This window comes from Desulfocicer vacuolatum DSM 3385 (assembly GCF_900176365.1).
GTDB lineage: Bacteria > Desulfobacterota > Desulfobacteria > Desulfobacterales > Desulfobacteraceae > Desulfocicer > Desulfocicer vacuolatum.
In genome coordinates this window covers 178,522-192,363 of record NZ_FWXY01000005.1, presented here as the reverse complement: position 1 = coordinate 192,363, position 13,842 = coordinate 178,522, and the positions used below count along the sequence as shown (strand labels likewise).

Annotated in this window: 7 protein-coding genes; all 7 read left to right on the top strand. The window is 48.1% G+C overall.

Annotated elements, in window-relative coordinates:
- Positions 1-9 precede the first annotated feature (9 nt).
- On the top strand, positions 10-1,587 hold the full coding sequence (locus tag B9A32_RS06535; RefSeq protein WP_170923728.1) for a BCCT family transporter: 1,578 nt from the start codon (positions 10-12) through the stop codon (positions 1,585-1,587).
- Between the two features lie 640 nt (positions 1,588-2,227).
- Positions 2,228-4,006, top strand: coding sequence for a sulfoacetaldehyde acetyltransferase (xsc, locus tag B9A32_RS06530; RefSeq protein ID WP_084067682.1), 1,779 nt, complete (start codon positions 2,228-2,230; stop codon positions 4,004-4,006).
- 457 nt (positions 4,007-4,463) lie between these two features.
- On the top strand, positions 4,464-4,868 hold the full coding sequence (locus B9A32_RS06525; RefSeq protein ID WP_084067679.1) for a response regulator transcription factor: 405 nt from the start codon (positions 4,464-4,466) through the stop codon (positions 4,866-4,868).
- Between the two features lie 276 nt (positions 4,869-5,144).
- Complete coding sequence (locus B9A32_RS06520) at positions 5,145-8,624, top strand: FAD-dependent oxidoreductase (RefSeq protein WP_084067676.1); 3,480 nt, start codon at positions 5,145-5,147, stop codon at positions 8,622-8,624.
- A gap of 13 nt (positions 8,625-8,637) precedes the next feature.
- The gene (locus B9A32_RS06515; RefSeq protein ID WP_084067673.1) at positions 8,638-9,060 is read left to right on the top strand and encodes a hydrogenase iron-sulfur subunit; all 423 of its coding nucleotides are present in this window, start codon (positions 8,638-8,640) and stop codon (positions 9,058-9,060) included.
- A gap of 13 nt (positions 9,061-9,073) precedes the next feature.
- A complete protein-coding gene (locus B9A32_RS06510; protein ID WP_084067671.1) occupies positions 9,074-10,204 on the top strand; it encodes a Coenzyme F420 hydrogenase/dehydrogenase, beta subunit C-terminal domain in 1,131 nt (376 codons plus the stop codon).
- Positions 10,205-10,216: 12 nt separating this feature from the next.
- Complete coding sequence (locus tag B9A32_RS06505) at positions 10,217-13,615, top strand: response regulator (protein WP_084067668.1); 3,399 nt, start codon at positions 10,217-10,219, stop codon at positions 13,613-13,615.
- Positions 13,616-13,842 lie beyond the last annotated feature (227 nt).

Below are 13,842 nucleotides of genomic sequence, written 5' to 3'. Positions count from 1 at the left end.
GGAGAAATCATGGAATCCACCCTGGCAACTGAAGAAACCCAGGACACCCCCAAAGGAATCATCGGTCAGCTTTTCGGCCATTACGACCCCACTCTTTTCTGGCCGGTACTTTTATCTTTTATTGCCATTCTCATCTGCGCTCTTTTCTTCCCCGACGGCACCGCAAAAACCCTTGTCACCATTCGTAATTTTCTAATTTTCAATTTCAGCTGGGCCTTTCTTCTCGGGGTGGGCGTCACCCTTTTGTTCTGTATATACCTGATGTTCAGCCCCTATGCTGATTTAAAACTGGGAAAAGATGACGATGTGCCGGATTTTTCTTATTCTGCCTGGATTTCCATGCTTTTTTCCTGTGGCCTTGGCATTGGATTTGTTTTTTACAGTGTGACAGAACCACTGTATCACCTCTATCAATCCTCCCACGTCATTGACATGGGGGCTGCCGGTAAAGCCGCCGGTGTTCCCACGGCCATTCATATGACCCTGCTTGACTGGGGTGTTCATGGATGGGCGCTTTTTGCTTTGGCTGCCTGGGCCATTGCCTTTCCTTCCTATCGTCTGGGCAAACCCATGACTGTTGCCACCGGACTTTACGGTATCCTTGGGGATCGTTGCAACACAAGCATATGGGGCCGTGTGGCCGATGGACTGGGAGCCCTTGGTACCATTGGCGGTAATGCCGCCATGATCGGTATTGGCGTTGCATCCATCAGTTTTGGTATAGAAAAAGTATTTGGCATTCACCTTGACAATCCCGGAAAAGTCATTGTCATGATGGTGCTTATTGTGGCCTATGTGATCAGTGCTGCAACGGGTGTTGAAAAAGGAATCAAGATCCTGAGTCAGACCAACATGATCCTGGCAGGTTGTGTGCTTGTGATTCTTCTGTTTTTTGGACAGGCCCCCACACAATATCTGTTTAACATGATGGTTCAGATGGGTGGTGACTATTTTGGTGGGTTGCTGAAATTTACCTTCTGGACAGATGCGGGTAGCTTTGAGCAAAGAGACTGGCTTGGCTGGTGGATTGTTTTTTACTGGCTGTGGTGGATCTCCTATATTCCTTTTTGCGGTGGGTTCATCGCCCGTATTTCCAAAGGACGTACCCTGCGTGAATTTATGCTGGGGGTTATTCTGGTTCCCTTTCTTCTTGCCATTCTCTGGTTCTCCATCTGGGGGGGATCTGCCGCCTATGTGGATATCACAGGTTCTGTACCCCTGTGGGAAAGTGTTCAAAGCAATCCTGAAACGGGCGTGTATATGCTCCTTGAAAACATGAAGGGCGGCTGGTGGTTGAGCCTCATCGTTTTGTTTAACATCATTATTTTTGCTGTTACAACCTCTGATTCCGCATCTTTCTTTGTGGCCATGCAAATGTCCAAAGGGGATCGTGATCCCAAAATCTCCATGCGTCTTCTTTGGGGCATTGTCATTGGTCTTACCGGTATTATCTTCCAGCTCACCGGTGGATTCACGGCCATTAAGAGTCTGGCCATTGTGGTGGGTGCCCCTTTCTTTTTTGTGGGGATTGCTTTTATCTTTTCGGTGTATTTCATGCTTCGGGATACCAAGGCCGGTAAAATTTAAAACTTTTCGGTTCAGTAAATATTAATTCTTCCAAAACCCCCATTGTATTTTAAAGCAGTGGGGGTTTTTTATTTATGATCTCTGAAAAGGCAAAAAAAAATTCAGGGTGCAGATTGTTCAATTTTTCAGCCATTAAGTTCTCTAAACTGTCATCACATAATGTGTTTGTTTGAAACTCAACTTTCGGGCTTTATTTCAAAGCTGGCATTTTTAAATGTACCGATGGGCTCAGTGTGCCGACGGGGTCAGGCTTTTGTTATTGATGTTATCGACCAAGGCCTTTGCCAACGAAAAAAACCTCGATAATGTCAATAACGAAAGCCTGACCCCACGAAGCGAACATCCCGTGTGTGGTATACGAAATGATAACTTGGGACCCATGAGTTGTTCAATATAAACGCCAGTAAAAATTTTCTTAAAACCTGAAACCTTAAAATTAAATTATCGTAAAACAGGCGCTCTAATACTCAAGCCCATTAAAATAAAAAATATTGTGAAAATTTTGCTTGACAGGGACCTGATGTGTGATGTATCAGATATCTAACAACTAATCACGATATACCGGCTTACAATGGCGGGTATCTTTTTTTACCCTGCAAAATCAGGGTTAGACATTATATATTTATTGGAGAATTTCAAAATGAAAATGACCACAGAAGAAGCGTTTGTAAAAGTACTCCAGATGCACGGCATCGAACATGCGTTTGGTATTATCGGATCAGCAATGATGCCTGTTTCTGACCTTTTCCCCAAAGCAGGGATCTCTTTTTGGGATTGTGGACATGAAGGTAATGCCGGTACCATGGCAGACGGTTTTACCCGGGCTTCCGGTAAGATGTCCATGATGATTGCCCAGAACGGCCCTGGCATCACCAACTTTGTTACTCCTGTAAAAACAGCTTACTGGAATCACACTCCCCTGCTTCTGGTAACCCCCCAGGCTGCCAACATGAGCATGGGTCAAGGTGGTTTCCAGGAAGTTCCCCAGATGGCTGTATTTGAGGACATGGTTGCCTACCAGGAAGAAGTGCTTCATCCTTCCCGTGTTGCTGAAGTCCTTAACCGGGTTATTATCCAGGCAAAACGAGCTTCTGCCCCTGCCCAGATCAACGTTCCCCGTGATTTCTGGACCCAGGTAATTGACATTGATCTTCCCGTTGTTGTGGATTTCGAAGCTCCTGCCGGTGGTGAAGATGCCCTTAACCGTGCTGCAGACCTCCTTTCCAACGCCAAGTTCCCCGTAATTCTTAACGGTGGCGGTGTTGTTATCGGCGGTGCCATTGAAGATTCCATTGCATTGGCTGAACGTCTGGATGCGCCTGTATGCTGTGGTTACCAGCACAATGACTCCTTTCCCGGAAGCCATCCCATGTTCACCGGAACACTGGGTTATAACGGATCAAAGGCTGCCATGCAGCTTATTGCCAAGGCAGATGTGGTTCTTGCCCTTGGTACCCGTCTGAACCCCTTTTCCACCCTGCCCGGATACGGCATTGAATACTGGCCCACAGAAGCTGAGGTCATCCAGGTGGACATCAACCCCAATCGTATCGGTCTGACCAAGAAAGTGTCTGTGGGTATTGTGGGTGATGCCAAAAAAGTTGCCAACGGCATTCTGGCAAAACTTTCTGCCACAGCCGGTGATGCCGACCGTGAAGAACGTAAAGCCACTGTTGCAAAAATCAAAGCTGACTGGGCTGCTGAACTGGCCGGTATGGATCACGAGAATGATGATCCCGGCACAACCTGGAACGAACGTGCTCAAAAAGCAGATCCCGATAAAATCACTTCACGCATGGCATGGCGTGCCATTGTTGAAGGTCTGCCCGAAGATGCCATCATCTCTTCCGACATTGGAAACAGCTGTGCCCTTGGTGCTGCTTATCCCACCTTTGAAAAAGGCCGTAAATACCTGGCTCCCGGTATGTTTGGACCCTGTGGATACGGTTTCCCCGCCATCCTTGGTGCAAAAATTGCTAAACCTGATGTCCCTGTTGTGGGTTTCGCCGGTGACGGTGCCTTTGGTATCTCCATGAATGAAATGGCTGCCTGCGGTCGTGAAGAGTGGCCTGCCGTTACCATGATTATTTTCCGTAATTATCACTGGGGTGCAGAAAAGAGAAACAGCACACTGTGGTATGATGACAACTTTGTTGGAACAGAGCTCAACCGCGATGTTTCCTACGCAGATGTTGCCAAAGCTTGTGGTGTGAACGGTGTACAGGCTTTTACCATGGAAGAAGTCACAGAACAGCTTAAAATTGCTGTGAAAGCCCAGATGGAAGAAGGTAAAACAACCTTCATTGAAATTATGACCAACATGGAACTGGGCGACCCGTTCCGTCGTGACGCCATGAAAAAACCCGTTGCCGTTGCCGGTATTGACAAGGCTGACATGTGTCCCCAGCAGGATGCATAAAAAGTTCATGTCAGGTTCTGCTGCTTAGTCCAGAACAGAACCGGGTGCTTGTAAGATAAAAAAAAGGGTCAGACTTGCTTTTATGCAGGTTTGACCCTTTTTTTATTGAGATTGATTATCCCATTTGTGGAATGTTGCATAGTTGCATCACTTTGCAATACCTTCCGTAGTAAGCTAAAGTTTTATTATATAAGGATAGATTGATTTTTTCGGCGTATATACCATGTTGCATTAAGTGCAACGTGGTTTTTTTGTTTTAGATGCATTATTCTTTTGCAACCATATTTTTATTAAAAAAACAAACCATGTAATTACAGTGAATTAAAAATATTTGAACGACTCTTTTTGCAATTATTCCCATGTAGAAAAAAAGTGGCTCCTAAATTGCATTCATTAAAAAAACATACCATCAATATGAATGTTGCATCTAACTGTTAATATTTAATTGGCGGAGATCATGGATCAAAAATTAACTAAGATACTTGTTGTGGATCAAGAAGCAGACATTCGCGGATTTCTTCAAACAGTGTTGACCAACAGGCAGTTTGAGGTGACCCTGGCAGTCGATGAGCAGGAAGGTATTGATAAATTTCAGGCCCTGGAACCGGATATGCTTATTCTGGATGCCATGTTGCCCCACCAGGGCATGCAGACGCTGTTAACCCACGCAAAAAAAACACCCATACTGTTCATCTCTGCCATTCCGTTAAAAGTTCTTTTTTTCCGTCATAAATTGCAACTTGGAACAGGACTTTACATCTCTCCTGCGGAAATTCCATTTCTTGAAAAACCCTTGCAGGAAGACGAACTCATAGAGCAGATAAATCAGCTCATGTTAAGGATTGACTCCGAAATAACTTAAAGGTGGGAGCTTGGATGTATCGTCCGCGCCATGATAACACCTGCGGACATGCACACGAGACGTCCAGATTCCCTGATATATAAAAAGGATCAATTTATTCAGCATTTAAACCCGATGTAAATTTTGGCAGTTATAATTCTATATTGTGTCAAGACTTGTATCTGAATCACAATATATTTGTTGAAATCCCGGCCAACGTAGAATTTGCGAAGTTATTATTCTTTAAGATTGATTTCTAAAATGATACAAAAATGTACGATAAAAAGGGAGATGTAAATGAATATCAGAATAGGATTTTATGTCTGTCACTGCGGCATCAACATTGCCGGTATGGTCCGCGTGGAAGAGGTGGCAGCCTATGCCAAAACCATTAAAAACGTGGTGATATCCAGGGACTACAAATTCATGTGTTCCGATCCCGGTCAGGAGCTCATAGAAAAGGATATCCGGGATTACAAGCTCAACCGGGTGGTGGTGGCATCCTGTTCCCCCCGTCTCCATGAAAAAACATTTCAAAGTGTTTTATCCCGATCCGGCCTTAATCCCTATCAATTTCAAATGGCCTCGGTGAGGGAGCAGGTCTCCTGGGTCACCGATGACAGGGACAGTGCCACCAAAAAGGCAAAAACCCTGGCAGCAGCGGCCCTGGCCCGGGTGAACTTTCATCAGTCCCTGGCCCAGAGAAAGGTGGCCATTCATCCGGATATCATGGTGGTGGGCGGGGGCATTGCAGGCATGCAGGCGGCCATTGATATTGGCAATTCCGGCCTCACTGCCTGGCTTGTGGAAAAAGATACCACCATTGGCGGTCACATGCTCCAGTTTGATAAAACCTTTCCCACCCTGGATTGCGCGGCCTGCATCGGTACCCCTAAAATGGTGGAAACGGCCCAGAACGATCACATTAATTTATTGTCCAATGCAGTGGTGGAAAATGTGTCCGGATATATTGGCAATTACACGGTGACCGTGCGCAAAAAGGCCCGGTATGTTAATTCAAAATGCACCGGGTGCGGTGAGTGCACCACAGTCTGTCCGGTGGAACTTCCCAGTGAATGGGATGTGGGACTCCAGAATCGAACAGCCATATACCGGGCCTTTCCCCAGGCCGTTCCCATTACTTTTGCCATTGATAAGAAATCCACGCCCCCCTGTCGCACCTCTTGTCCTGCCGGTACCAATATCCAGGGGTATGTTCAAATGGTGAAACAGGGCAAATACCAGGAAGCCCTGTCCATTATCATGGAACGTCTGCCCCTGCCCGGTGTTCTTGGAAGAGTTTGCCCCCATCCCTGTGAAACTGCCTGTAGAAGGGCATTGATTGATGCTCCCATCTCCATTCGTAACTTAAAGCGCGTGGCTGCCGACCATGGTGATTTGGGTAAAATTGTGCTGCCAAAGGTTCCTGAAAAAAAAGAAACCGTTGCCGTTGTGGGTTCTGGCCCTGCCGGGCTCACCGTGGCCTATTATTTAAGGCAAAAGGGATATCCGGTGACCATTTTTGAGGCCATGGATAAACCCGGCGGCATGCTGCGCACGGGTATTCCCGATTATCGTCTGCCCCCGGAGATCCTGGACCGGGAGATTGATCATATTTTATCCACAGGAATCACCCTTAAAACCAAACAGCGTCTGGGGCGCGATTTCACCCTTTCATCCCTGAAAGAACAGGGATTTAAAGCGATATTTTTGGGCATCGGTGCCCAGTTGCCCATGGGCATGAACATTGAAAATGAAACGGTCCATGGGGTGGTGGATGCTGTATCTTTTCTTAAAAAAATCAATTTAAAGGGAGAAATGCCTGTTTCCGGTCATGTGGTGGTCATTGGCGGGGGTAATGTGGCCATGGATGCGGCCCGGGTGGCCATTCGTTCCGGTGCCAATGCCGTCACCGTGGTGTATCGACGGAGCAAGGCCCAGATGCCCGCCGAAGAAGAAGAAATTATTGGCGCAGAAGATGAAGGGATCTGGTTTGTACATCTCACAACACCCATGGCCATTTGCGAAGAAGAGGGCAGGGTGACAGGCATTAAGTGCATAAAAAATAAACTGGGGCCTGCCGACGGGAGCGGTCGCAGACGACCTGTGCCCATTGCAGATTCAGAATTTACCATTCATTGCGACATGGTGATTCCGGCCATTGGCCAGCGGGTGGACAGCCTGTGGCAGGACAGTGAGTGCCCCATTGAATTAACAGTACGGGGAACCATGACTGTGGATCCGGAAACCCTGGAAACCTCTGTTCCCGGGGTGTATGCCGCAGGAGACGCGGTCACAGGGCCTGCCACCGTGGTGGAAGCAGTGGCCGCCGGTCACCGGGTGGTGTGTGCCATTGATACCCGTTTTAAAAACTCGGCAGATGAATCCCCGGACATTATAAAAAAGAAAATTCACATGACCATGGCAGAGAATTTTCCCGGCATATTTGACCCGGAACCTGACCCTGTGTGGTCTGATCTTCCCAAAAATCCCACCATCATGCCCCGCCGCAAACCGGTTTTAACGGCATCCGGTTCCCGGGTGGCCAATTTTGAAGAGGTGGATCTGGGTTTGGATGAGGTCAGTGCCCGTATTGAAGCCCAGCGCTGCATCAACTGCGGTGGTTGCTGTGAATGCATGCAGTGCGTCAGTGCCTGCAAACCGGAAGCCATAAACCACCGGGATCAGGATGAACCGGTGGAGATACAGGTGGGCAGCATTATTACTGCCACAGGGTTTGACGCCCTGGACCCCACCCCCATGAAGCCCTATGGGTATGGTAAATTTCCCAATGTGTTCACCAATCTTGAATTTGAACGGCTCAGCAATGCCACCGGCCCCACCGGGGGACAGATTCTCATCCGGGATAGTAAGGGAGAACTGACCAGGACCCCCAAAAGTGTTGCCATTTTACACTGTATCGGCAGCCGGGATATTAATTATCACACCTATTGTTCCCGGGTATGCTGCATGTATGCCCTGAAATACGGACATCTTATCCATGAAAAAGCAGGCCACGATGCCATTGTTTATAATTATTACATTGACATGCGATGCTTTGGAAAGGGGTATGAAGAATTTTACATTCAATGCCAGGAAGAGGGCACCCGGTTTATCCGGGGTAAGGTGGCATCCATCACCCGGGCTCCTTTGGATGAGGATCAACCCGGTGGTGAAAATGGAGAAAATACCCAGGACCATGGTGAAAAACTCCTGGTAATCAGTGAAGACACCCTGCTGGGAGAGGTCATTAAAACCCGGGTGGACATGGTTATTTTATGCACTGCCATGGAGGCCCGCAAGGATGCCAGGGACATTGGCCGCACATTGGGTATCAATCAGGGAGCCGACGGTTTTTTCCTGGAAGAACATCCAAAACTCGGCCCCTTGAATACTGCAACGGACGGGGTATTTATTGCAGGAGCCTGCCAGGGTCCCAAGGATATCCCCGATGCCGTGGCCCAGGCCTCGGGGGCCGCAGCAAAATCCTTACAGCTTGCGGCCCGGGGGGAGGTGGAAATTCCCTCCACCGTGTCCCACATTGATGAGGAACTTTGTGCCGGGTGCAAGACCTGCATTGGTCTTTGTCCTTACACTGCCATAAGTTTTGACGAAAATCGCAGAATTTCCGTGGTAAATGAGGCCCTTTGCAAGGGGTGCGGTTCCTGCTCGGGGTTTTGTCCCAGCGGAGCTGCCCAGGTGCGTCATTTTAATGAAAAACAATTGTTCAGTGAACTCAACGGGGTCATGGATGCCATCCATGCCATTGGAATATAGGAAGGAGTGTTTCATGGAAAATTTCGAACCCACAATCATCGCGTTTGTCTGCAACTGGTGCACTTACACGGCAGCGGATCTTGCCGGCACCTCCCGGAAAAAATATCCGGAAAATGTACGATTAATCAAGGTTATGTGCACCGGTATGGTGGACCCCAAGTATGTTTTAAAGGCCTTTCTTCAGGGGGCCGATGCTGTCCTGGTATCCGGTTGCCATCCCGGAGACTGCCACTATATCAACGGTAATTACAAGGCAAGGCGACGTATAAAACTGCTCCACAGTGTTCTGGGAAATTTCGGCATTAATAAAAAACGGCTTCGTCTTACCTGGATCGGCGCAAGTGACGGCATTGAATTTGCCGAAACCATTGATGCCATGGTCAGGGAAATAAAGGCCGAAGGGCCGCTTCACACAGATTTAAAACAGGTAATATAAGGGAGAAGGGATCATGGACCCCATTTATAAAATAGAAAAATCCACACATCTTGGGTCGGTACGAACCTTTCTAAAGGCCTTTTTAAAAACCCAAGAAGACAGGGCTTTGCTTGTTCCACTGAGATCGGAAAATACCAATACTGTCATGCCTTCCCTGGTGACAGATCCGGATCTGCTGGATCAGGCAGACCCCTTTTCTCCGGCCTTTCCCATGAACAGCGCCAAACTGGTTTCCAAGCTTACCCGAAAAAGCTCAGGGGAACCCATGGCTGCTTTTTTACGACCCTGTGAAGTCAGGGCCTTTGTGGAACTTGTGAAAATCAAACAGGCCAACTGGGATAATCTGATTATTATTTCTTCAGATTGTGCAGGGGCCTTTTCCAACCGTGATTTCAGGGAAAAGGCCATGGATGGAAAAGAAAAATTCACCCGGGATTTTCTGGATAAACGTCTTGGTTCCAATCTTTCTGATACCATGGATGACAGCATTGCAACGGCCTGCACCATCTGTACCCGGCCCTTTCCTGAAACTGCTGATATAACCCTTGGGCTTTTTCATCCCGGAAACAAGGGAATTACCCTTACGGGAACAAGCGAAAAAGGTGCAAAAATCCTGGAAGCAATGACATTGGAAACCATTGAGGCCGGGGAAGATAATAAGGATAAAAGCCAGGTTATTTCGGCTCGAAAATCCCATGAAAAACAAGTGTTCCAGAAGCTGGAAGCCCAGACAGGAACCCTGCCGGATCTTGGTCAATACCTGTCAAACTGCATTAATTGCTATAATTGCCGGGTGGCCTGCCCGGTTTGCTTTTGCAAAGAATGTGTATTTAACACCGATGTGGTGGATTATGAGCCCTTTCAATACCAGGGATGGGCCAGGGCCAAAGGAGGGCTTAAAATGCCCACGGATACCATGTTTTTTCACATCACCCGCATGATTCACATGGGGCTTTCCTGCGTGGGATGCGGCCAGTGTTCCAATGCCTGCCCCAATGATATTCCCCTGGCCCAGCTTTTTAAACTGGTGGGAGAAAAGGCCCAGAAGGGATTTTCCTATATTCCCGGTAAAGATGTGGATGAGGCCCCGCCTTTGTCTGTTTTCATGGAAAATGAATTCCAAGATATCACCGGGATTTCGTAAAGGAGGTAAGGTATGACCCAGAAACAGGGAAACGCTCTGGTGGTAGGGGCCGGTATTGCCGGTATCCGCTCGGCACTTGATCTGGCTGAAGCTGGCCACCATGTCACATTGATAGATGCCGCAACCCACATGGGAGGGATTTTATCCCGGCTGGATTATCAATTTCCCACCGACGGTTGCGGCATGTGCCGGATGCTGCCCCTGGTGGATCGGGATCAATCTGCCCAGTTCTGTTTAAGGCGGGGATTGTTCCATGAAAACATTGATATCATGCTGTCCACCACCCTTGCAGATCTTGAAGGAGAGGCAGGCAATTACACGGCCCGTCTGGACAGGCAGATAACGGCCGTTGATCCTGAAAAATGCAATGGATGCGGGGCCTGTGCTTCTGTTTGTCCTGTGGATATTCCCAATAAATTCAATATGAACATGGGAATCCTTAAGGCTGCCCATCTGCCGCTTCCCCATGCCCTTCCCAATATTTATACCATTGATATGGATGCCTGCACCCTTTGCGGGGCCTGTGAACCTGTCTGCCCGGTGGGTGCCATTTCCCTTCCTGAAGATCCCCGGAAGAATTTTCGTATTCTGGTGGTGGATGATGAACTCATTGTCAGGGATTCCATGAAAGAATGGTTTGAGTTTGAAGGGTATAGCGTTGACATGGCTGATTCCGGTGCAGCAGCTCTGGAAAAGGTGGAAGAAAATTCCTATGATCTGATGTTCCTGGACATTAAAATGGGGCAGATGGACGGCACTGAGGTATTAAAACAGGTAAAAGAAAGTCATCCGGATCTTAAGGTGATCATGATGACGGCCTATGCCACGGTGGAAACCGCAGTGGAAACCCTTACCAGGGGAGCCCTTGAATACATTGTAAAACCCTTTGAGCCGGATAATGTTGTGGGGATGGTGGACAAGCTCTACAAAAAAAACAAACCCCTTGGGATGTCTCAAAATTTTATGGAATTTGCCACGGTGATTCTGACCTGCGGCACGGATTTTTATGATCCATCCACAGGGAAAAACACCTATGGTTACGGAGTTTACCCCGATGTGGTCACGGCCCGGGAATTTGAACGCCTGATAAGCGGCACAGGTCCCACGGACGGCCGGCTTTTGCGACCCTCCAACGGCAAGGTGGCGGAAAGAATTGCCTGGATTCAATGTGTGGGATCACGCACCCTGGAGAGTGATGTCCCCTATTGCTCTTCCATCTGCTGCATGCATGCCTTAAAAGAAGCCGTGCTCACCCGGGAAAAATCCAATCACTCCATTGAAACTGTAATTTATTACATGGATATGCGCTGTTTTGGCAAGACCTATGAAGCCTATAAAACCAGGGCACTTCAAGATCACCAGGTGATCTTGAAAAGGGCCAGGCCCCATTCTGTCCGATGGGATGATGCCCTTGGCAAGCTGCGTATTTTTGTGGCAGACATGTTCACAGAGAAAACCGATGAACTCTTTGACATGGTGGTTCTTTCCGTGGGGGTCAGACCTCGGCAGGACATGTCCCGGCTTTGTGAAATGGGAAATATCAAACTAAATGACCATGGGTTTCCTGCCATGGAGTTTCCCCCGGTACCCGGACAGGGGGTTTTTGTGGGGGGCAGTGCAGCAGGTCCCATGGACATCCATGATACCCTTATCCATGCCTCTTCAGCCAGTTTAAGGGCCTTGAGTCTGTTGGAGAAAACAATTTCTCCTGTGGCGGAGGTAGCTTTGGATGATACTTTGGATAATCCTGTTTCCTTCAGGGATGTTTCCATGGAATTGCCCTCAACGGCCCTGGTGTTATGCCAATGCGGGGCAGAAGACAATGAAGCTGCAGTTAAAGAGATGAAAGCCCATTTTGAAACATTGCCCCATGTGTCCCATTGCATTGCAGCGAAAAATCTGTGCACCCGGGAAGGGTGGGATGATTTTGTATCAAAGACAGGTGATCTTAAGGTAAACAGGGTGGTGGTGGGGGCCTGTCTGCCTCATCTTTTTGCAAAAAAAATTAAAGATCTGTCCCAAAAAATGTCCCTGCATCCCCATTATTTTGATGTGGTGGATATTTTTAAAAAAGAAGTTAAAGAGGCAACCTCCAGTCTGGACATGGCACTTTCTGATATTCGTCATCGCACTCCGGACATCACTGTTCCAAGGGAAGTTAAAAAAACCGCCCTGGTGGTGGGAGCAGGCATTGCCGGAATGACAGCGGCCCTTGCCCTGGCGCAAAATAATACCCATGTGGTGGTGGTGGAAAAAACATCAGATATTGGGGGTAATCTTAAATGGTTGAAAAAAAATATCACGGGAACTGATTTTCCAAAGCTTTTGGAAGAAACCACCCAGGCCTTTGGGGCACATCCCGGTATTGAGGTCATCACAAATGCTGTTGTTGCAGATACCTTTGGCCATGTGGGGCATTTTGTGTCCACCATTGAGCCGGAAGAGGGTGATGCCGTCATGGTGGAACATGGGGTCAGTATTATTGCCACCGGAGGAAAGGAGGCCGCTACCCGGTCCATGGGATATGGGCAGCATCCTGCCATTATGACCTTGAAAGAATTTGAAAAATCCCTGGATAATGACGGTGAACCCCTGGCAGAAGTTGATTGCATGGTGATGATTCAATGTGTGGACTGCCGGGACGAGCACAAGGCCTATTGCAGCCGTGTCTGCTGCACATCTGCTTTAAAACATGCCCTTGCCGTGAAAAAACAAAATCCTGACATGCATATCTTTGTATTGTACCGGGATATGATGGCCCATGGTTTTGCCGAGCCTTTTTTCAATGAGGCAAGAAAGGCAGGCATTATTTTTATTCAATACACATTGGATAAAAAACCGGATGTTTCCACCAATGACAATGGGGTAAGGGTGGAGGTTTTTGAGCCCATTATAAACCAAATCATTGCCATTGAACCCCAGCGTTTGGTGCTGGCCACCGGTGTTGTTCCCTCCCGGGTCAAGGCTCCTGCTGAACTGATGAATATGGAGCTTGATGAATATGGATTTTTTGATCAGGCAGATGACAAGTTCAGGCCGGTGGACAGCATTAAAGAGGGAATTTTTGGTTGTGGCATGGCCCTTGGTCCCCGTAATGTGGAAGAAAGTATGGCCTCGGCAGAGGCTTCTGCCGTGCGTGCCCTTCGCATATTAAATAAAGAGCATTTAATGGCGGCAACGGTTACAGCCGGTGTAAAAACCAGCCTTTGCAGTCTTTGTGAGCTTTGCATCGGGGCCTGTCCCTATGGGGCAAGGTCCCTTAATTCTGAGCGCATGGTAGTTGAGGTGGACCCTGTCATGTGCCAGGGATGCGGGGCCTGTGCTTCCATCTGCCCCAGCAGTGCATCTTTTTTAAATGGATTTAAGGATCGACAGATGCTTGACATTATTGATGCAGCCATTGGTTTTTAGATGGGATATCGTAGAAATACGCCTCAAATTTGCGGAGTATTTCATATAACGGCCATGTCCTGCCGGATACAAGGAATATAGGGTAGTAGACGCGGAGCCAAATGCTATCATGCCGCCTCCCCCGACGGGCAATGGTCCCGGACCGGAACTGTAGACAGCTCAATTGTCCGGTTCCTATTGCCCGTCGGGGGAGGCTCTGCTGAGGTAGGGCGGAGGCTGTATTTTCT

Coding starts and splice junctions, on each gene's coding strand:
- xsc (WP_084067682.1), top strand. CDS start 2,228: ATGAAAATGACCACAGAAGAAGCGTTTGTAAAAGTACTCCAGATGCAC.
- B9A32_RS06525 (WP_084067679.1), top strand. CDS start 4,464: ATGGATCAAAAATTAACTAAGATACTTGTTGTGGATCAAGAAGCAGAC.
- B9A32_RS06505 (WP_084067668.1), top strand. CDS start 10,217: ATGACCCAGAAACAGGGAAACGCTCTGGTGGTAGGGGCCGGTATTGCC.
- B9A32_RS06520 (WP_084067676.1), top strand. CDS start 5,145: ATGAATATCAGAATAGGATTTTATGTCTGTCACTGCGGCATCAACATT.
- B9A32_RS06515 (WP_084067673.1), top strand. CDS start 8,638: ATGGAAAATTTCGAACCCACAATCATCGCGTTTGTCTGCAACTGGTGC.
- B9A32_RS06510 (WP_084067671.1), top strand. CDS start 9,074: ATGGACCCCATTTATAAAATAGAAAAATCCACACATCTTGGGTCGGTA.
- B9A32_RS06535 (WP_170923728.1), top strand. CDS start 10: ATGGAATCCACCCTGGCAACTGAAGAAACCCAGGACACCCCCAAAGGA.